15 protein-coding genes are annotated in these 20,017 nt (G+C 39.5%); 9 read left to right on the top strand and 6 right to left on the bottom strand.

The genetic code is table 11. The features are described from left to right. Positions 1-102: 102 nt before the first annotated feature. Positions 103-2,796: a carboxypeptidase-like regulatory domain-containing protein gene (locus tag AWW67_RS07625; RefSeq protein WP_062300923.1), complete on the bottom strand. Its 2,694-nt coding sequence runs from the start codon at positions 2,794-2,796 to the stop codon at positions 103-105. A gap of 33 nt (positions 2,797-2,829) precedes the next feature. Continuing rightward, positions 2,830-3,675, bottom strand: coding sequence for a GLPGLI family protein (locus tag AWW67_RS07620; RefSeq protein WP_053222363.1), 846 nt, complete (start codon positions 3,673-3,675; stop codon positions 2,830-2,832). Positions 3,676-3,792: 117 nt separating this feature from the next. Between AWW67_RS07620 and AWW67_RS07615 the strand changes: the two genes are divergently transcribed. Both AWW67_RS07615 and AWW67_RS07610 read left to right on the top strand, forming a co-directional pair. Further along, positions 3,793-5,298 carry a sensor histidine kinase gene (locus AWW67_RS07615; RefSeq protein ID WP_062300922.1) on the top strand — a complete coding sequence of 502 codons (1,506 nt, stop codon included), beginning with the start codon at positions 3,793-3,795 and terminating at the stop codon, positions 5,296-5,298. Next, positions 5,295-5,975, top strand: coding sequence for a response regulator transcription factor (locus tag AWW67_RS07610; protein ID WP_053222361.1), 681 nt, complete (start codon positions 5,295-5,297; stop codon positions 5,973-5,975). The genes AWW67_RS07615 and AWW67_RS07610 overlap by 4 nt, the downstream gene beginning before the upstream one ends. A 111-nt stretch (positions 5,976-6,086) precedes the next feature. Here the strand turns inward: AWW67_RS07610 and AWW67_RS07605 are convergent, their stop codons facing one another. Beyond that, positions 6,087-8,402, bottom strand: a complete 2,316-nt coding sequence (locus AWW67_RS07605) for a M56 family metallopeptidase (protein WP_062300921.1) — start codon at positions 8,400-8,402, stop codon at positions 6,087-6,089. After that, positions 8,399-8,776 (bottom strand): BlaI/MecI/CopY family transcriptional regulator, encoded by a 378-nt coding sequence (locus AWW67_RS07600; protein WP_062300920.1) that lies wholly within the window; start codon positions 8,774-8,776, stop codon positions 8,399-8,401. The genes AWW67_RS07605 and AWW67_RS07600 overlap by 4 nt, the downstream gene beginning before the upstream one ends. A gap of 273 nt (positions 8,777-9,049) precedes the next feature. Here AWW67_RS07600 and AWW67_RS07595 point away from each other — a divergent pair, with 273 nt between their 5' ends. Together AWW67_RS07595 and AWW67_RS07590 are read left to right on the top strand one after the other, a co-directional pair. Then, the gene (locus AWW67_RS07595; protein ID WP_062301529.1) at positions 9,050-11,521 is read left to right on the top strand and encodes a S9 family peptidase; all 2,472 of its coding nucleotides are present in this window, start codon (positions 9,050-9,052) and stop codon (positions 11,519-11,521) included. 415 nt (positions 11,522-11,936) lie between these two features. Beyond that, complete coding sequence (locus AWW67_RS07590) at positions 11,937-13,037, top strand: DUF2911 domain-containing protein (protein ID WP_062300919.1); 1,101 nt, start codon at positions 11,937-11,939, stop codon at positions 13,035-13,037. 49 nt (positions 13,038-13,086) lie between these two features. On the opposite strand, the gene AWW67_RS07585 is transcribed toward AWW67_RS07590, so the two are convergent. Continuing rightward, entirely contained in the window at positions 13,087-14,082 is a 996-nt protein-coding gene (locus AWW67_RS07585; RefSeq protein WP_082794001.1) for a helix-turn-helix domain-containing protein, read from the bottom strand. Between the two features lie 272 nt (positions 14,083-14,354). Between AWW67_RS07585 and AWW67_RS07580 the strand changes: the two genes are divergently transcribed. The 3 genes from AWW67_RS07580 to AWW67_RS07570 all read left to right on the top strand — a co-directional run bounded on the left by AWW67_RS07580 (position 14,355) and on the right by AWW67_RS07570 (position 16,316). Further along, complete coding sequence (locus tag AWW67_RS07580) at positions 14,355-14,996, top strand: DUF4369 domain-containing protein (RefSeq protein ID WP_062300917.1); 642 nt, start codon at positions 14,355-14,357, stop codon at positions 14,994-14,996. Then, positions 14,942-15,376 (top strand): peroxiredoxin family protein, encoded by a 435-nt coding sequence (locus tag AWW67_RS18685; protein WP_082794000.1) that lies wholly within the window; start codon positions 14,942-14,944, stop codon positions 15,374-15,376. The genes AWW67_RS07580 and AWW67_RS18685 overlap by 55 nt, the downstream gene beginning before the upstream one ends. Before the next feature lie 133 nt (positions 15,377-15,509). Next, on the top strand, positions 15,510-16,316 hold the full coding sequence (locus AWW67_RS07570) for a hypothetical protein (protein WP_062300915.1): 807 nt from the start codon (positions 15,510-15,512) through the stop codon (positions 16,314-16,316). A 133-nt stretch (positions 16,317-16,449) separates the two neighbouring features. On the opposite strand, the gene AWW67_RS07565 is transcribed toward AWW67_RS07570, so the two are convergent. Continuing rightward, positions 16,450-17,499, bottom strand: coding sequence for a PA0069 family radical SAM protein (locus AWW67_RS07565; RefSeq protein WP_053222354.1), 1,050 nt, complete (start codon positions 17,497-17,499; stop codon positions 16,450-16,452). 154 nt (positions 17,500-17,653) lie between these two features. Here AWW67_RS07565 and AWW67_RS07560 point away from each other — a divergent pair, with 154 nt between their 5' ends. Together AWW67_RS07560 and AWW67_RS07555 are read left to right on the top strand one after the other, a co-directional pair. Then, positions 17,654-18,838 carry a hypothetical protein gene (locus AWW67_RS07560; RefSeq protein ID WP_062300914.1) on the top strand — a complete coding sequence of 395 codons (1,185 nt, stop codon included), beginning with the start codon at positions 17,654-17,656 and terminating at the stop codon, positions 18,836-18,838. Positions 18,839-18,850: 12 nt separating this feature from the next. Next, positions 18,851-20,014: a hypothetical protein gene (locus tag AWW67_RS07555; protein WP_141655400.1), complete on the top strand. Its 1,164-nt coding sequence runs from the start codon at positions 18,851-18,853 to the stop codon at positions 20,012-20,014. Positions 20,015-20,017: the final 3 nt, after the last annotated feature.

Raw genomic sequence — 20,017 nt, 5'->3', positions numbered from 1 at the left:
AAACACGATAAGATTTTGATAATAATGCTGTTATGAGAAAGGCATAAAAAATGCCGCTCAAAACCGAGCGGCATAGAATAGAATTTAATATAACGTATTTTGTTATAAGTCGTAATTCACTGAAAATAAGAAATATCGCTTTTGAATAAAGTACTCGTAAGTGCTGATTAAGTTTTCCGAAAATGAATCTCTTCTAATTCCTGTGGTGTTCAGCAGGTTCATGGCGGTGGTTTTAAACTCCCATTTGCTGCCTTCTTTTCTGTAACTCAATTTGGCATTCAGCAGGTCGTAAGTGCTTTTTGTTCCGTTAGAAGTGTTTTTATAAGTGTTATACTCATAGTCGGTATCGAAACGGAAATCTTTTAAGAAATTGATGTACAAACGAGCCGTAGGTTTGTGATTTTCGAACTTACTGCTAGTGCTGCTGGCGGTGTAATTATTGAATGAAACTTCATAACCAAAATTGAATTCTAAAGCTTTTAAAACCGTGGTAGAAAGTCCCGCTTTATAGCCTTGTTGAAAACTTACATTTTCATTGGCCAGATCGCTGATACGGTTATTCGTTACCGACCGCGACCAGTTTCCGGAAAGACTGACTCTGTAATGGTCGAACCTTTTGTCGATACTGGCATTCCCCGACATGCTTTCATTGGCAAAATCAATGTTAGTAGGCGTATTTACCCTTTCTAATCCACTGAAATCTATAATGTTGGTGATGTCGTCAAAACGTTTTTGGTAGTTTACTCCGCCCGAAACGTTAAGGAAATTATACATGTTGAAATTGAAATAGTTGAGGTTTATATTATGATACCAACTATTATCCAACACTGGATTTCCTGCGAATAGTGAGTTATAACCTCTGACAATAATACCTTGCGCAGCGTTTTGAATATCGGTAAAACTGGCTGACATACCATAATTCAAATTCAATGAATGTGAATTTCTGAAATTGTATTTGGCGTTTAATGAAGGAAGTAAAAGCGTTTTGTCAAAACCTTCGGTGATGCCGTTTTGCTGATTTTCGATGGAATACTGATGTAGGTTAAGCCCTGGGTTCAATACCAACTTTCCAAACTTCACTTTGTAGTAAAGCCCGAAATAGTAATCGCTGAAACTATAATCAACTAAGTTATTTAAGTCGGGATCGTTGAACTCATTTGTACTTCCGTTGTCCAATTTTTGCAAAATACTAGAGCTTAAGTCTTGACTGGTTTGGTTTACCCCAAGTTTGAAGTTGATGTGATTGGTGTTGTTCAGAATTCTATAATAGTTAATGGCGGCTTCGGCTTGCTCGGTACCTATATTTTTAAATTGAAGCAGGTTGTAAGGGCTGTTGCCCGTCATAGGAATGATTGCCGCAAAAGGCCTTTGCGTTGTCGACAAGTCATATGTTGGGTCTTGCTCTTGGTTTTTGTAAGTTACTTCAGCCGAAAAAACGTTCTTTTCATCTGGAGCATAAAACGCCCTTAATTGCTGTTCAATAGAAAAAGGCTGTTGAGTGCTTAAGCTGTTAATATCATTCGATGTATTATTGAAAAGCGAATTTTGAAGGTCTGAATTTTCAATATTAGAAAGTCGAGAGAACACATTGTAATCCAATTGCAAACTTGCGTTTGGCGAATAGGTAATGCCCAATTTGAACAAACCCGAAGTGCTCTGAACATTCGATTCAGTAGTGAGGGTTTCTGTTTCTCCTGATTGCAAAACATATTGGCGCTCCGATATTGAACCCAAAGTGTTATCTACTTTAGAACCAATGGCAAAACCTGAAAATCTGATTTTGCTGCTAGGCGTGTAATTGAAGTTAAGGGCTCCCAATTGGTTATTTAATTCTTTTGCGCTGTTTCTTTCTGCCATTGGAATACCCAATTGGTTGGAGCTTACGCGGAAGTTTGAACCTGATCGGCTTGCTAAACTCGCTAAGCCACCGCTAAACCTAAAGTAGTCGCTCATGCTAAAGGCCAAATCGCCTACGTTATTGGCATCACCAATAAAGTTAATGTTGGTTTTCTTATCATAATAGAAAACATTGGCGTGAGCTTTATATCGTTCTTCTGGGCCCCCTGCAAGTTCCAAATCGCCAAAAACCATGTTTTTCATGTCTTCCTTGAGTTGAATGTTCAATGCCAGTTGCTCACTGTTATTCACCCCGCTTAAAGGGCCAACATCGTTGAAATTCTGCAATACCTGAACTTTGTCTACCGCTTTGGCAGGCAGGTTTTTGGTAGCCAGTTTGGTGTCTCCTTCAAAAAACTCTTTCCCATCAACCAATAGCTTGTCCACTTTTTTACCCTGTACTTTTACTTGGCCGTCTTCGTCTACTTCAAAACCAGGTAAATCTTTGAGCACATCTTCTAGTTTGCGCTCGTTACCTTGGGTAAATACATCGGTTTTATAAGTAATGGTGTCGCCTTGAATGAGAATGGGCATTTCAGAAACCACTTCTACAGCACCCAAATTTCTTTCGTCATTATTCAACTGAATTGAAACGGGTAAATCTTGGGTGTCTTTGGCGGTGAAATACCTCTCGAAAGGAACAAAGCCAATAAAACTGACCTTAAGCTGATAGACTTTTTGGTCTTCTAACAGTAATCTAAACTGACCTTGCTTATTGGTGACTCCAAACGAAGCAATCGTTTTTTTGGTGGTGTCCATGGCCATTACGTTGGCAAATTCAAGGGGCAAACCCAATGAATCTCTTACCTCGCCAAGGTAAACTACTTTTTGTTGGGCATTTGCGTTTTGCATTGCTACACATAAGAATGTGAGCAAAAAAATTAAACCTATTCTTTTCATGTTGTGAGTTTTTGACCTTTGGGTTCGAAAAAATTAGTTGCCGCCTATTTTTATAGTAAAGCTTTTGCCATCTCCGTTGGTACCCTGGCTATACTTTTCCATCATCTCTTTGGTTTTTTCGTCTCGAATAACCTTTAATTCTTCTGGTGTCACTTTTTTACCTTTCGATGGCTTCTTGATTTTCACCCCTTCTTCAGGATTCAGAATTACTTTGGTGCAGAGGTAAGTGATTTTGCCGTCAGTAATTTCCATGATTAAACCCGGCAAACCCCAAAAATCGTCTGGCCCTTGCGATACTGGAATTTCAGGAGTGAACCAGGCCTCGATATTGATGGTGTCGGAGGTTACCGTTGATTCCTTGTCGTCATTGTCGAATGAAATAACGGTGCGCTCTACTATTTCCGAAAAAATGGCTTTTTGGGCAGTGTAATTACCAATTTTCTTGGTTTCGTTGGTCAGCTGCCATTCTCTGTTTTTTAGTTCACTCTCAACTAAAAAAGGTTTACTAAACACTTCGGTTTCATTTAAAAATAGATTGTCGGCAGTGTTTTTATATTTAGTGCCCGAATTGGAAGATATTCTCATTACCACACCCCCAGCTGCCGTTGCAGGCGCTCCTTCAAGACTTTCCACTTCGGCCCAAGTAGATTCAGTTAAGTTGAATTTCAATTCATATTCTTTTTGCATTTGTTTTTTAAGGCTTTCCTGAATTTGCTTTTCCATTTCTGGCGACATCCCATCTCCTTTAATACTTAACCCGCCCATTTTGCGAGCAGATTGGTAGGTGGCGATGCCTTGAAAATTCTGGGCATTTAGGGTGAGCGTTCCTGCTGTTATAATGCCCAACAAGAGCATAATTGTTTTTTTGAGCTTTTTCATTTTTGATCTGTTTTATGGAATACAAAAAAGCTTGAATTCAATTAAACCGATAGTTAACCAGTGTTAACGAGTGTTAACCTTTGATGCTCAGGTATTACGAATGCGTATATTTGAACTGTGAAAAAACGCAAGTTCAAGGCTATTATCTATCTGATTTCCTTTACGGTACTTATTACTGTGGGCATTCAAGTGTATAGAAATGTTCAGAATTATAATCTGAACAAGCAGCGTTTTATCAACGATGTGCAAGTAGCTTTAGACAACGGAGTAGAGGGCTATTTTTCCTCTTTGGCCAAGAATTTTGTTTTTCTAGACAGAAACGATAGTGGCGCTTTTGATGCCAGCGAAATCAAGGCGTTTTTTCAGAATAGTATTAAAGGAAAGGCAAGCGATTCTTTAAAAAAGTTTCAGTTTTCTACCAATACGGCAGTTCTCTCCGACACTTCTATTGGTGGAGTAACGATTCGAAGCACGGGCAAAGGAGATTCAAATGTTCAGCTAAGAGGTGTGGCTAAGCTGAATAATGGTGTATCCATTAGAAATATTACGGTTTCAAAAGACACGATTTCTTCTACTAGACTGAATGAACTAGAAGCTTTTACTACCAAAGTTATGATTTCGATGGTGCAAGATACCATTGACTTTAAAAACTTAACCCAGTATGTAAAGAAGGAATTGGGCCGAAAGAAAATAGACATTGATTTCGCTTTTGCCTCTTTACAAAACAATGAGGTGGTTGAACGGTCTAGAGAATTTAGAGATGATGAGTTTTCGCTTTCCACGCTTTCAAAAGCCAGTTATTTACCCAAAAAGGAGCTGAAGATGTATTTCGATAATGCCTCTTTAATTATTCTGAAAAGAGGAATGGTTGATTTGCTTATTTCATTGCTCATTTCCGTTTCTGTGATTGGTTCGCTGTTATATCTCTATAGAATCATCAATCAGCAAAAGCAGTTGGCCGAAATTAAAAATGACTTGATTAGTAACATCACCCATGAATTTAAAACCCCAATTGCCACGGTAACATCGGCTCTTGAAGGTATTGCGAATTTCAATAAACAAAACGACCCTGAAAAAACGGCCAAGTATTTAGATATGTCGAACGACCAGTTGAAAAAACTCAACCTGATGGTGGAGAAACTACTGGAAACCGCCACGCTCGACAGTGATGAATTGAGTTTAAGGAAAGAACCCGTGAATCTTACCCTGTTGCTTTCCAGTATGATTGAGAAGTACAAAATGTTGGCTGGAAATAAACGCCTTGCATTTGTGGCACCTACTGCGGATGTAATTATTGAAGCAGATCCTTTCCACCTCGAAAACGCCCTCTCCAATTTGGTAGACAATGCCATAAAGTATGGAGGAAACGAAATTCAGGTAATTTTGACGAAGTTAGGTAACCGTGCGCAGGTAGTAGTACAGGACAATGGCGGTTATATAGAGAAAACCCAAAAGGAAAGGGTGTTTGACAAATTTTACCGAATTCCTACCGGTAATCAACATGATGTGAAGGGTTTTGGGATTGGCCTTTATTATACCCGAAAGATTATTGAGAAGCATGGAGGCTCGATAGACTTAGTTTTGAAACCTCAACTGACCAGTTTTGAAGTGGCTTTTTCATGACGGATAAAATCAAAATATTATTGGCCGAAGATGAAATGGCTTTGGGCACTATCATTAAGGAAAGTCTAGAAACCCGTGGTTTCGATGTGCTTTTCTGTACCAACGGAGAGCAAGCCTTAAATACTTATCGTACAGAGAAGCCAGAATTATTGGTGCTGGATGTAATGATGCCCAAAAAGGACGGTTTTACGCTCGTCAAAGAAATTCGGGCTGAAAACGATAAAATCCCTGTCATTTTCCTGACCTCTAAATCTAGAACCGAAGATGTAGTGGAGGGTTTTGGTTTGGGCGGAAACGATTATTTGAAAAAGCCTTTTAGTATGGAAGAGCTTATCGTTAGGATTCATGCGCTTTTAGACCGAAAGAGAAAGCGTGAATCTTCAGAAGAAATCAATATAGGTAAATACCGCTTTAACCTTTCAAAACAAAAATTAGGGTTGGGCGAGAAGGAACAAACCTTAACCCACCGTGAAGCGCAACTGCTTTTTTACTTGAGCGAAAACCGAAATGCAGTTACCGACCGAAGCTTAATTCTTACTCAACTTTGGGGCAATGATGATTTTTTTAATGCCCGAAGTATGGACGTTTTCATCACTAAACTCCGCAAAAAACTAAGCGAAGATGAAACCGTAGAAATTCTGAATATTCGTGGTTACGGTTATAAGCTGGTGTGTTGAAGTATTAATGTGTTTGAGTACTGATGTATTGAAGTGTCGAAGTATTGGTTTAAGCCATCAACCTATTTCAAGAGGAGACATGTCGGCCTATGTCGAGAAAAGGCAGAAAACCTACTTCGTCACTATTCTAATCAGCGCATCGTAGCCTTTCAGCTTACGTTTTTTGTGGTACTCATACATCTTATCGTTTTTGATGATTTCCACAGTCTGTACTTTTTTATCTCCTAAGTTGTTTAGGTCATCAAAGGTCATTTCTGGTTTCAGTTCACCATCTAGGTCAATAATGATGTTACGCTCGGCCAGTCTATCGCTGACGAATTTTAATTGTAAATCATAACTCAAAGCATCCCCAAACTCGATTCTTGTAAAATCATGAGTTATGACGGATGCGGTAAACGGATCTTTTACAAGTAATGAATTGGGCTCCAAGTCGTTATTATTTTTTGTAGATGCGCGGATTAACGCTAAGTTTTCACCTTTTAGTTGAGGGTATATTTTAAGGATTTTTGCCTGGTCTCTAATTACCTGTACAGATACAATTGCTTTTGGATCGATTGCCATTAAATCTTTCTCATCAACGATTTTATTGTCGACTTCATAAATCAGGCTGTCATTAGTTGCTTTCGCTCTAGTAAATTTCAATTCAACTGGTTCGTTTGTATCATCGATTATTTTTTTGGAAACATTTTTAAGGGTTAGTCTGATGGCGTCCTTCTCCTGTAAGCTTTCCTCCAGTTTCTTTACTTCTTCGGAAACGGCAGTCTGGTTATCAACAATTTCTGTAGTTGCCGTTCCTTTAAAAAGAGTAGATACATTGCCCGTAAAATCATTTTGTCCAGTGGTAACTCTGTTTCTTTGCGTTACTAGAATATTTCCAGTTCTCCCTTGAATTTTACGAAGCTCTTCTTGAGCCTCTACGAGCTTTGCTTCTTCCTCCTTCACCCTCTCTACCCACTCAATAATTTCCTCCTGAGTTACCTCAGCCTTTTCAACCACCGAAGCTTTAGATTGTGCTAAAGCCTTAATTAATTCTTCCACTTCTCTAAGGACTTCTTGGGTCCGAATAATCTGCTGATCGGTCTGAGTTTTTGCAGAGCGTTTGGCTTCCGTTTCAAGTTTTTCTTTGGCGCTTTGGTGTTCTTCAGAAAACTTATGGATTTGATTGTATGCGGTTTTATAGGCTTCAAACTCTTCGCCTGTGATTTCCGCTTTGTCATTCAAAATCATCGTTACAGTGCCAGTAGCATCGGTTTTCACCGTCACTTTAGAGTTTGGATTGAGTAACTCCAGAATGGCTTTTTTCACTTTGGTAGTGTCTTGAGGCGCTGGGGTCTGCATCAAGTTTTCGATGTTGTTTTCTTCCAAATCAGCCATGCTAGGTTTATCTGCTTGGGTCGCATTCTGACTCATAAGCACAAAACTCAAGACCAGAATTCCTAGCGACATAAAGCCACTAAGCCAGTTCATTTGGGGCTTGTGATCTACAATGCGTTTTACCCTGCTCAGCAATTGATTCTTCTTTCCGGCAAAGGCCAAAGCAGGCTGAAATTTATGACCTTGATATTCAGAGGCATTGGTGAGCGCTTTGATCAGTGTGAGCTTTTTACCCAGCTGATTTAGGGCAATATCATCACAGTGAAACTCTCTTTCGGCATCTAGCTGTATTTTGAGCCACCAAAAAGCAGGGTGGAAAAAGTAAATCACTTGCAACAGGTTGATAACTATGTTGATAAGAAAATCTTTTCGTTTGATGTGGGCCAATTCGTGCACTAAAATGGCCTCAATTTCATCAGTAGGAAGGGCTTGGATGAGACCCATTGGAAAAATGATAACAGGCTTAATCACCCCCATGACTAATGGAGAAGAAACCCTTTCAGACTGCTTTAAAAGCACTTTTCCCTTTATCTTCAAAGAGTTGCAGAGTTCGTTCATTTTCTCTAACCAGACGGAATCTGTAATCAGGTTGGCTCCGGATTTTAGGCGATTTAGAAAATAGAATCCTCCTAACATTCTGACTGTGAATAAGAAGGCACCCATGAGCCAAACCACTAAGGCCAAATTGGCGTTCTGTGACGTCCAAGCTTTCCATTTTTCCATAATGGTGAGTGAGGTAGCTACCTGCTCAATTGGTGTTGAAGCTTCATTGAATTCTAAGGAAAACAAGGAGGTATTTTCTAAATCAAGCGGGCTATTAAAGGTTGAAGTTATTGCACCATTATCTAAATGCCCCAGAAAAGTAGTGACTGAAAGTGTAGGTAAGATGAGGATGGCGGCAAGCACCACGGCATAACGTTTTGCAGGCGAAGCTTTCTTCATAAAAAGCAAAACAACAAAACTAGCGATCAGCACTAAGGCACCTTGCCAAAGCGAATCGAATAGGGTTAAGCCTAAGGCTTCGGCCCATTGTGGGTTGATGAATGCTTTCATTTTTGTTCTCCTTCAAGTTGTTCAATGAGTTTTTTGATTTCTTCGAGCTCGGCTTTTGAGGCTTTTCCTTGCCCTAATGCCTGCATGACCAATTGCGAGGCTGAACCGCTAAAAGCGGCATCTACTAATTTGTTAAGTAAAGTATGCTGTACATTTATTTGTTCAATTGCTGGTTTGTACACGTGTGTGCGTGACGATTCGTCTCTAGTAACAATACCCTTTTGCGCCATAATCTGCATCAGTTTCAAAGTAGTGGTATAACCTGTTTCCTTTTCCTGACTGAGTATTTCATTGACTTCCCTCACCGTACTTGGGCCTTTTTCCCAAAGCACTTTGAGTATGTCTAGTTCCGATTCCGTGGGCTTGTGTGTCATGTTGTTTTTTTTAAATATTGACCTCTTCTGAAGTAGATAATTTCAGTCTACGACAAATTTCGTATCAAACATATACGAACGAATTCGTAATAGCAAATTTTGTTACGAATATTTTCGTAGACATGTACGGTAATTTGAATAGGTTCATATGATTTCTACCATAAATGAGAAATCCTTTTCCTCTCATCACCTTTTTGGAACAATTATACTATGTGTCTGTATTTAGCACGAAAGGAATGCTTAATTTCATTAACCACTAAACTTACCAACGAGATGAAACTATCGAATAATTTAAAACGACTCCCCCAGCTTCTGGTCGTGGCGGTGCTATTGAATTTCGGTTCAGTACAGGCACAAGACACCAATATGGGCTACCAAAGGCCTCCAGAAGAAATTGCTAAACTCATTGACGCGCCTTCTACGCCATCGGTGAGTATTGACTCTAAAGCAGAATGGATGTTGCTGATGGAAAGACCAGGCTACCCTTCGATTGAAGAAGTAGCTGCGCCAGAGCTTAGAATTGGCGGAACCAGAATTAACCCTGCCACTAATGGCCCAAGCCGACAAAGCTTTATGACGGGCTTGAGCTTGAAGAACATTGCTTCAGGCCAAGAATTTCAGTTTTCAGGAATGCCAAGCAAACCTCAAATTGGCAACGTAAGCTGGTCGATGGACGAAAGTAAAATTGCTTTTACCAATACCACCGAAAACGGAATTGAGCTTTGGGTGGCAGATGTCAACAGTAAGTCGGCAAAAAAATTGACGGACGAAATCATCAACAATGCCTATGTAGGTGCATTTGAATGGATGCCAGATAATGCTACTCTATTGGCAAGCACGGTGGTAGACAACCGTGGTCCTCAGCCCAAAAAGCCTTTAGCACCAACTGGGCCAGTACTTCAAGAAACTTCTGGCGCACTTGCTGCTTCAAGAACCTATCAGGATTTACTGGAAAACCCGTATGACGAAATGCTTTTCGAATACTATACCATGGTTCAGTTGAGAAAAATCGACATGAATGGGAATAGCCAAAAAGTAGGGAAGCCAGATATTATTAAGTCTGTAAATATTTCGCCTGACGGCAACTATATTTTAGTTCAAACCATTCAGAAACCGTTTTCTTATTTAGTGCCTGCTTCACGTTTTCCTTTTCAATACGAAGTATGGAGCAGTACAGGAAGCTTGGTTAAAGTAATGGCCAAAATTGATTTGGATGAAGTTCGTCCCAATGGCTTTGACGCCACAAGGTTAGGTGCTAGAAGCATGACTTGGAGAGCTGACAAACCGAATACGCTTTACTGGGCAGAAGCCAACGATGGTGGAGACCCTAACAAAGAAGTAAAAGAGCGCGACATTGTATACATGCAAAGTGCTCCGTTTAACGGAAAACCAACCAAGCTTTTCGGAACTAGTTTACGCTATTCTGGTATTCAGTGGGGCGATGAAAACAGGGCCTTATTAAATGAAGGTTGGTGGGCACAGCGTTTGGAAAAAACCACCTTGATTGATCCTTCTAAGCCTAATACTCCTGGTCAGGTGTTAATCGACCGCGCTACTACCGACCGTTATAATGACCCTGGAAACCCAGTAATGACTAAAAATCAATATGGCTGGAATGTGCTTTTATTTGACAAAGACGATCTGTTTATGCGTAGTACGGGTGGTTCGCCAGAAGGTGATAGACCGTTTTTGAGCAGGTTTAATACGAAAACCAAAAAGGCAGAAATACTTTTTAGGTCTGAAGCCCCTTATTACGAAAGAGTAACGGATCTGCTTTCTAAAAAAGGAGACATGATAATTACCATTCGCGAGTCAGAAAAAGAGCCACCAAACTATTATATCCGTGATTTGAAGAAAGGCACAATGAAGGCGATTACTGATTTCCCTCATCCTCAACCTTCATTAATGGCCATTAACAAGGAAATAGTAAAATACAAAAGGAAAGATGGCGTAAACTTAAGTGCTACGCTTTACACCCCGGCTGGCTACGACAAAGATCGAGATGGCCGTTTGCCAGTGATTATGTGGGCTTACCCAATTGAGTACAAGTCGGTAGAAACTGCTTCTCAGATTAGAGGCACACCTTATTCGTTTACCAGAGTAAGTTCAGGTTCACCATTGTTTTGGGTGCTACGAGGTTATGCCGTAATGGATGGTACGGAGTTTCCAATTATTGGTGAAGGTGATAAAGAGCCGAACGACACTTTTGTAGAGCAATTGGTAATGAATGCCGAAGCGGCCATCGACAAAGCCGTTGAAATGGGCATTGGCGATCGCAATAAATTTGCAGTAGGTGGCCATTCTTATGGTGCATTTATGACGGCTAACCTTTTGGCGCATTCCGATTTATTTGCAGCCGGAATTGCCCGAAGTGGTGCTTATAATAGAACATTGACACCATTCGGTTTTCAACGTGAAGAGCGTACTTATTGGGAAGCTCCAGAATTATACAACACCATGTCGCCATTTATGAATGCCGATAAAGTGAATGAACCATTGCTTTTGATTCATGGTGAGGCCGATAATAATTCAGGTACTTTCCCAATCCAGAGTATTCGTTTTTATAATGCCATTAAAGGGCATGGCGGTACTTCGCGTTTGGTAATGTTACCTCACGAAAGCCACGGCTACCGCGCAAAAGAATCGATTATGCATATGCTTTGGGAAATGGATTCTTGGTTAGAAACCCACGTAAAAAATGGAAAAACTAGCCCAGAAAGCGCAGCCATCAACAGTAAGAAGTAATTGATATACAAATACTGAAACAACTAACCGCACTCGAAAGGGTGCGGTTTTTTTGTTTGGGGTTTACGGTGGTAAAATTCAATATATTTTAGGTTAGCAATCACATTCAAGCCTGACTGTTATTATTTTCAATCAAGAATTCCAATTTAAAGGAAATGTAAGTGCACTTAAGAATCATCGAAAGGTCTGCCACTCTCACCAGTTACCGTTAAGGCAATTGTTCTTAATACTTAAATCAAGTAACCCTATTTCATAATTTAAACTGTCATTACACATCTGAAAGGGTCATGGGAGCATGCCCTTTTTCTGTTTACGCCAACACTTTTATCAGGTAAATCGTCTCCTGATTTCCTGAATCAGGAGTTAAGGCATCCATATGAGTACTAGAATTGCATGAACTCAAATAAATAACATTATGAAAAAATTATTAGCCGTGCTGCTACTATCGATTGCAGCAGTAGAAGCGAGCGCTCAATTTCACACTTTAAAAATTCCTCAGCCGAGTAATCGTGTTACCGAAACACAGCGACTTGCTGTCACAGATATCACCATCGATTACTCAAGTCCTTCTGCGAATGGAAGGGATGTATGGAATGACACCAATGTAATTCCTAAAAATGGTGACCCGATACCGTGGCGAGCTGGTGCTAATATGAATACTACCATCGAATTCAGTACCGATGTAACCATAGAGGGTAAGGCATTGAAAGCAGGGAAGTATGGATTTCATATCATACCTAAAGATGATAGCTACCAGCTCCTTTTTGCTCATAATAATGATCAATGGGGAAGCTACTACCTTGATGTGGACAAGGATGTTACCTTAAAGGTTGATGTAAAAAGTGAAGAATGCGCTCCTTCAGAAAAGCTGGATTATGAATTCATCAATTGGACTGAATCAACAGTGCAAGTCGCTTTGGAGTGGGGTAATCAAAGGATTCCTTTTACAGTAGGTGTTGATATTAATAATACGGTAGTTGAAAGTTTTAGAAGTGAGCTGCGTGGTATCAACACTTACCACTGGCAAGCGTGGAATGATGCCGCTGCGTGGTGCTTAATACATAACACTAACTTAGAAGAAGCACTTACCTGGGCAGATAGGTCTATCAATGGTGGTTATGGTGGTTTTGCTGCCAATAAAAATGTGACTAACCTCACGACTAAAGTTAGACTTTTAAAGGCTCTTAATAAGAGTGAAGAGCTCACTGCTACCATTACTGAATTGAAAGCTATGGATATGAGCCCGAATGAGGCCAATGAATTGGGGATATTTTTATTGCAAAACAATAAGGCATCAGATGCACTTGAAATTACAGAAAGGCTATTGAAGGAGAATCCTGATGCATGGTTTCTAATGTTGAACAAAGGAATCTTTCAATACTACTTGGGCAATAAGAAATCTGCTCTGAAAACATTGAATGAAGTAGAAAAGGTTATTCCTGAAGGATTCAGGGCAAGGTTGGGCCAGATTAAAACTGAAATAGAGAACAATACCTATAAAGTACCTGGGAGTTGAGTTTTCGGGTTTTTTGACCAGACGGCATGCCAGCAATGGCATGTCGTTTTTATGCTGTTTTTAGTGCCTGGGTCTGCTTAAAAACCTTCGGACTCATACCCGTTTGCTTTTTAAACGCGGCATAAAATGCAGATGGCGTTTTAAAGCCAACATCATAAGCTAAAGCCTCCACTTTTACATTGTCTTCGATCAATAATAGGCTCTGCACTTCGTTAATTCTGAAATGATTAATGGCTTCAGGAAATGTCATTTTGTAAAGTTCTTTTACACAATGAGTGATCAAATAAGCGGGTATTTGTAATTGCTCGGAAAGTTGATTGATTGTTATTCCTGGCACTCTGTAAACATTTTCATGCTCAAAGGCCTCTTTCACCTTCTTTACATACAATGGAGAAACCTCTACCTTCATGGCTGGCTGAAAAACCACTGGAGATTTGAGGGCATTGATAAACACAAAATAAATGCCCACAGCCGCAATTCCTGAACCAATGGCATAATCCATCATGGAGTTGGTAAGGTGCTGATAAACAAAGGCCGCCCAAACTAGCGAAACAGCAATCAATATTTGCTTGTTCCAAGCAGCAAGGCGCTCATGCTCATAAGTGCTTACGGTATTCACCTTCCATGCCTTGAGCAAATAGAAAAACATTATGACTGTAGTAATCTGATAAAACCATGTAAATCCTTCATCTTTTACTACCGTGAAGCAAAGCACTGTACCAACCAATGGGTATATAAAATGAATTGCATAATAATACCATGGAATTGATTTTCTACTGGCAGCATAGGCGGTATAAAACAATGTGAGCGGCCCTATTAAAGAAAGCCCCAAAAAGCCTGTGGCCACACCTTCATCTGCCATAACAGGAAGAAGAAAATATGCAATAGACTTACCTACGCGAAGTGAAATTGCCAAAAACAGTGCGCCAAGAAAGTAGTTGCCAATTTTATCATCCTTTCTAATAAAAATGAGGTAAGCTGCTAAAAACAAACCAGTTGTTACTGCTATACCGGCAAACAAACCTAATATTCCAAAGAGATTCATGGGCTATGGATTCACGATTTAGTTACGTTGAGCTTACAGTATTAGTTACGATAAGTAAAACGTGAATCTGATGCTGTTTTTCAGCAAAGATAATTGGTTTTATCAAAGCCCTATTCAATCAATCCAGCTCGCTATGTTCATCGGTATTTCTATTCTTATTTTTTTGTAAGCCATAGGCTTTACGGTTTGCTTAGGGTTAACTACCTAAAATTCAATATATTTATGGGGCTTAGTCTCATACAAGACTGTTTGGGGATAAGTAAAAAAGCTAAATGAAAAATCTAAGTACAAGCATAGCTATAATTTCATTGACAATATTAATTTCTTGTCAAGATAAGCCTGTAAGTAAGGGATATTTAATCAACGGAATCGCAAAAAATGTACCTGACAGCACCCAAGTTTTATTATACCTCTATCCAAAAATGGATGTAATTGCTGATTCTGCGATTGTTCTCAATGAAGAATTTCAATTCAAAGGAAATGTAAGTCGGCCAACCTTAGCGCATTTAAGGATAATTGAAAGTAGGGATGACAGGACTTTTTGGTTAGAGAATAAAGAAATTGATTTTGTTGGTCAAGAGGGGAGTTTTTCGGAAGGTAAAGTAAGTGGTTCGAATACCCAGAAGGAATCTGAACTACTTTTAGAAAGAAAGGACTCTATTTTTAAAGAAATGGGGAAACTTGAAGCGATGGTTACAAAGGAAAACCGTGATTCACTTTTTGTTTTTTATGAACAAATGCAATACGTGGTTATTGATATTAATAAGGGATTCATTAAGGATTACCCTAATTCCTATGAAAGTCTGACCCAATTAAACTGGTCAAAAGAAATGATGGGAAGTGAAGAAACAGAACAAATATTCTCGCAGATAAACGAAAAATTACGATCCACAGAAGAGGGCAAGCCAATGTAGACGGACAAACAATTCAATTATCGGAGTTAAAGGGAAAGTATACCCTAATAGAGTTTTGGGCTTCTTGGTGCGGCCCTTGTAGGGCTTTCAATCCTGAACTGGTTGAGCTATATAATGACCAAGGTTTTGAAATTCTTGGAGTATCATTGGATAGTAATAAAGAAAAATGGGAAAAAGCAATTGAAAAAGATGGATTGACTTGGCCAAATGTGAGTGACCTAAAAGGAGATAATAATGAAGCCGCAATGATTTATGGAGTACGAGATATTCCTGATAATTTTTTAATCGATGAAAACGGAATAATCATTGACAGATTTATACGAGGAGAAAAATTACAAATGAGACTCAAGCAACTATTTAATGAAAAGGACGGCTTGTAACAGCCATCAACAGCAAGAAGTAATTGATACACAAATACTGAAACAACTAACCGCACTCGAAAGGGAGTGGTTTTTTGGTTGGGTAGAAATGTCATAAAATTCAATATATTTATGGGTAACAGTCTCAGATCATATGGACTACCTAAAACCATCGATTATAGAAGGAATATTTAAGTTCTCCAATAATAGGTATGATCATTTCCTAAATTACTTCCATAGTATCCACATACCTATAATAGAAACTAAGCTAAAACTAGCGCAGACTATATTTCGGGCAAGATTTTCCAAACCTGATGAAATTCTAGAAGACTACACGGAATACATTTACCCTCCTCACAAGTCTAATTCCTTTTCGAGGATTGGAAAACCTGGTGATACTTGGTTCTATGCCTCAGATAATTATGAGGCTTGTCTAATGGAAATGCTCCCATACTGGTATGAGCAATTTGAACTCGGTACATCAATTAGAGTATCAATAGGTACTTGGCAAATAAGACAGGTGATATCAATTCTATTAATTCCAGATGTTGAACTCAAGAATGAAATTGCCAAAGCATTTAATGAAGTTGCTCCCTATTCTGAAGAGGATAAAAAATTTTGGAACTTCATAAGTCCATATTTCTATCAATCATCGAAGTGCAATCCAGTTATCTATGAGCTGACTTCTGCACTAGTGACTTCAGTGCTGGAAAGGTCTGAACTAACTGGTAGCAATCTTGATGGAATTGCATATCCGAGTATTCAATATCGAGAAAAAACGAACGTAGCTTTGAAACCTTCTGTAATAGACAATGAACAACTCATTTTCAAGTCTGCATTTGACATGATTTTTAACAAGGAATCAGAACTAAATGAAGAAGGTCTTCCAATATATTTAGGGCCATTTGATGGGCGACAGGGAATTTTAAACCAAACATCTGGAAATATAGATTGGATATAAACGAATTGTCAACAATTGATAGGGTTTATTTGAGACTTGAAAACTCACAGGATAAATTGTATTAGAAAATTGCTTGTAGGTTAAATAGAGAAAAGCAAGGAGCCATTCACTCTATATTTTTTTCAAACCCCTCCTAAAACAGCCCCATCTGCCCTTTGTTGGTTTTCACAAATAAGTCGGTGCGGAGTTTCGGCCTGGGTTCTGTATTTTGAAAGTACTTGGCTTTAGAAAGCTCAAACAGTCGGTTGATGGATTGCACCATCAAACCCTCGCCTCGCATTCTGGTGCTGTAACGGCTGTCGTTTAGTTTGCCTCCGTGTGCGGCCTTTATTTGGTTCAGAATTTTACTTGCCCTGTCGGGAAAAGCTTCCTGCACCCAATGTTCGAACACTTGGCCAATGGCGCCATTTAACCGCACCATGGTATAACCAGCGCTTCGCGCTCCAGCCTTGGAAGCGGCTTTCATAATTTCAGGAATTTCATGGTCGTTTAGGCCGGGAATAATAGGGCCAATCATAATGTTTACGGGCACGCCACGCTGGGTTAGGGTTTCAATGGCCTTCAATTTTCTAATAGCCGAAGCTGTTCTCGGTTCAAGCTTTCTTCTTACCGATTCATCCAAAGTAGTGAGGCTGAAATAAACGCTAATCAGGTTGAGGTCGGCCAAAGGGCCAATAATATCGAGGTCGCGGGTAATGGTAACGTTTTTGGTAATAATGCCCACCGGGTGTTTGTATTTCAGAAAAACAGCGAGCAGCTTTCGGGTAATTTCGAGCTTTTGCTCCAAAGGCTGATAACAATCGGTATTGCCAGAAAGCACGATGGTAGAAGGCTGCCAATTGGGGTTTTGCAAATGCTTTTCTAGCAACTGTGGCGCAGACTCCTTGTACATAATCACTTTTTCGAAATCTAACCCAGCATTATAACCCCAGTATTCATGGCTGTTTCGCGCATAGCAATAAATGCAGCCATGCTCGCAACCTTGATAAGGGTTGAGGGAGTAGGTCATGCCTACATCAGGACTTTCCACTTTGTTCACAATGGTTTTTGGGAAGATGGGGATGTATTTGGTGTTCGGGTTTTGGCCATCAAATTCATCGATTGCCTCTAGGTGTTCTTGTACATATTCGTGCATCAAGAACCTGTTCTTCACCTGCTTTTGAGCGCCTCTTCCTTTAATCATTAATCTAGTATTATTAGTAAAACTAAAAATAATAGATTCAAACCAAATATTATAGCTAATAGATTGAGTATTTCTTTTGAAGCCTTATTTGTGCTCTTTTGTTTTCTGGACTATTAATTTATATTTTGGAACATAAAATTATACTTAAGCTATAATGAAACTCCGATCTCAGGCATTCTCAATTTTTAGTTTCCTTCTGCTGGTTTTATTGACTGTTTCCTGTGGTACTTCAAAAGAGGTTACTGATGATAATGTCAAATCCTACATTACCCAAGTAGTCGATTCCGTTATGGTCGATCGACTTTCAACACTTCAACTATTAGACTACAATGTTGACACGAAAGAGTTTTTAGTAGGCGATCAACAAACCAATGAAGTATTGATCGTGAACGAAAACGGTGACTTGGTCTTGCAATTCAACCCCCATGTTGAAAGCCCCGCCTATGTTGGTGATTATGACTTCGGTTGGAGTTTTTACGGAAATGATGGATTGGTTTGTCACAGCCACTATTATTTATATCAGTTTGATAAAAAGGGAAACAAGCTTGCTAAAATACCCTACCCTGTAGAAGCAAGGTCGATTTGGTGGTTAGATAGAGACCCAACTATGGTGGACAGTTATACTATAAATGGCAGCACTGAAGTGCTTGCTTTTATCACTGAGCCTGCTGGGCCTCCTTACAACTCTCAAGGCTTTCAAGATTCGACAGTTATGCTTTACCGTATGAATTTTGAAACTGGAGAGGCCACTCCCGTAATGGAAAAACAGCCTGAAAGTGTATATCGGACTTTAGGGAAATTTGTAGACCGCGGCTTTCCTTATGTAACAAAAATGAAAAACGACCGCTTTGCTCAGGTCTATAGCATTGACTCCATGCTTTACATTTTTGATGTGGCGAATAACAACTTAGTAAACGCGATCCCGCTTCCAAAGGCTTTTCAGCCTGAGTATGAAACGATTGAGTTTGGAGAAAAGGGAGAGCCAGATATATTTAGAATTAACTCCTATGTGGTCTCCACTGGTGATAACATCATGGTTTCGGTCATGGGAAAAGTTCCAGAGTCTATCATAAGAGAAATATATAAAAAGGTAGACATGCTGTCTGAATCGCAGGATTATAAGGATGCAGTAAAAAAGTACATGACGAATAACCATTTACTCTTTGACGAAAACCGCTTTTTGGGCGAGGTGAAATGGACTGCCGGAAATGTGGGGTATCAAAAAATCAGTAGCCCCGATGGATATTTCTGGGTTCAGCGTAGGTATGATGACGAACGCGATTACCAGACTTTTTTGAAAGTAAAAATTGTAGAAGACTCTAATTCAGAAAAACCCTAACCTCAGATTTGTATGCTTAAGTATTTCAAAAACTCTCAACTCTTTTTGCTCACATGCTGCCTTATATCAATGATGGCTTGCAGTGGCAATGAAGAAAATTCAGAAAGTAAAATAAGAAGCTTCAAAGCTGAAATTGTTGACTCTTTGGTGATTGATAGACTCTCAATGGTTGAATTGCTAGATTACCAAAGTACTACAGGAGACCTTCTGTTTGCGGATGTTCAATCGGGGGATTACTTGGTTATGGACAAAGACGGTGAGGTTCTTTCTTCTTTTAACCCTCATATAGAAGGGCCAAACTATATGGGCAATTCAAGTTATGGCTGGAGCTTTTATGGTAAAGATGAGCTGGTGGCTTTTGGTCACCCTGATTTTTATCGCTTTTCCAAGGCCGGTGAAAGACTTGGGCGTTACGACAATCCAATAAATCCTGGAGGAGGTATTTGGCTTGATTATTCCCCCCAACGGATAAAGGCTTTTGAAACCCAACGGGGAACGGAAGTGGTGGCTCTGATTTTGGACCTTACCAACAGAAACCGCAGCAGTCAGGAATATCAGGATTCCGTTGATGCGGTTTTTCGAATGAATTTTGAGACGGGTGAAAACACTACGGTTATGCATAAAGAACCTGACAATATTTACCGTACGGCTGGCGAGTACATGGACTGGGGTTATCCGACTTTCACACGATTGTCGGGAAGTACCTTTGCTTTTACCCATCAAAGCGACAGTTACCTTTATATTTTTGATGCAGAGAAAAATGAGTACCTCAATAAAATTGAAATTCCAACCGATTTTTTGCCTAAGTATAATGCAGTAAGCTTTGGTAGCAAAGATGCCCCTGAGCAGTTAAGAGTAAATGCAAATATTTTTTCTGTAGGTGATAAAGTATTGCTCTTGAGCATCGGGCGAATACCGGACGCTGTGATGAAAGAGTTGCAACAAATTCCTAATTATTATGAGTCGCCAGAGTTAGAAGCTGCGGTGAGAAAATATATAACAACTGATTTTCTACTATTTGATCAAAAACAGTTTTTAGGAAAAGTTGAATGGGAAATTAACCTTAATGAGGCTTTACCCAAAGGCACAGAAAACGATTTTCTTTGGCTGAAACGCACCTACAAAGATGAACGCGATTACCAGACTTTTTTGAAAGTGAAGATTGTAGAAAAATGATTT

The sequence above is a fragment of the Roseivirga seohaensis genome (assembly GCF_001592945.1).
Taxonomy (GTDB): domain Bacteria; phylum Bacteroidota; class Bacteroidia; order Cytophagales; family Cyclobacteriaceae; genus Roseivirga; species Roseivirga seohaensis.
This window is presented reverse-complemented; position numbering and strand designations above follow the sequence as displayed.

What these genes read in the sequence shown, in the direction of transcription:
- AWW67_RS07625 (WP_062300923.1), bottom strand. Translation starts at nt 2,796, where the DNA reads ATGAAAAGAATAGGTTTAATTTTTTTGCTCACATTCTTATGTGTAGCA.
- AWW67_RS07620 (WP_053222363.1), bottom strand. Translation starts at nt 3,675, where the DNA reads ATGAAAAAGCTCAAAAAAACAATTATGCTCTTGTTGGGCATTATAACA.
- AWW67_RS07610 (WP_053222361.1), top strand. Translation starts at nt 5,295, where the DNA reads ATGACGGATAAAATCAAAATATTATTGGCCGAAGATGAAATGGCTTTG.
- AWW67_RS07605 (WP_062300921.1), bottom strand. Translation starts at nt 8,402, where the DNA reads ATGAAAGCATTCATCAACCCACAATGGGCCGAAGCCTTAGGCTTAACC.
- AWW67_RS07600 (WP_062300920.1), bottom strand. Translation starts at nt 8,776, where the DNA reads ATGACACACAAGCCCACGGAATCGGAACTAGACATACTCAAAGTGCTT.
- AWW67_RS07595 (WP_062301529.1), top strand. Translation starts at nt 9,050, where the DNA reads ATGAAACTATCGAATAATTTAAAACGACTCCCCCAGCTTCTGGTCGTG.
- AWW67_RS07590 (WP_062300919.1), top strand. Translation starts at nt 11,937, where the DNA reads ATGAAAAAATTATTAGCCGTGCTGCTACTATCGATTGCAGCAGTAGAA.
- AWW67_RS07585 (WP_082794001.1), bottom strand. Translation starts at nt 14,082, where the DNA reads ATGAATCTCTTTGGAATATTAGGTTTGTTTGCCGGTATAGCAGTAACA.
- AWW67_RS07580 (WP_062300917.1), top strand. Translation starts at nt 14,355, where the DNA reads ATGAAAAATCTAAGTACAAGCATAGCTATAATTTCATTGACAATATTA.
- AWW67_RS07570 (WP_062300915.1), top strand. Translation starts at nt 15,510, where the DNA reads ATGGACTACCTAAAACCATCGATTATAGAAGGAATATTTAAGTTCTCC.
- AWW67_RS07565 (WP_053222354.1), bottom strand. Translation starts at nt 17,499, where the DNA reads ATGATTAAAGGAAGAGGCGCTCAAAAGCAGGTGAAGAACAGGTTCTTG.
- AWW67_RS07560 (WP_062300914.1), top strand. Translation starts at nt 17,654, where the DNA reads ATGAAACTCCGATCTCAGGCATTCTCAATTTTTAGTTTCCTTCTGCTG.
- AWW67_RS07555 (WP_141655400.1), top strand. Translation starts at nt 18,851, where the DNA reads ATGCTTAAGTATTTCAAAAACTCTCAACTCTTTTTGCTCACATGCTGC.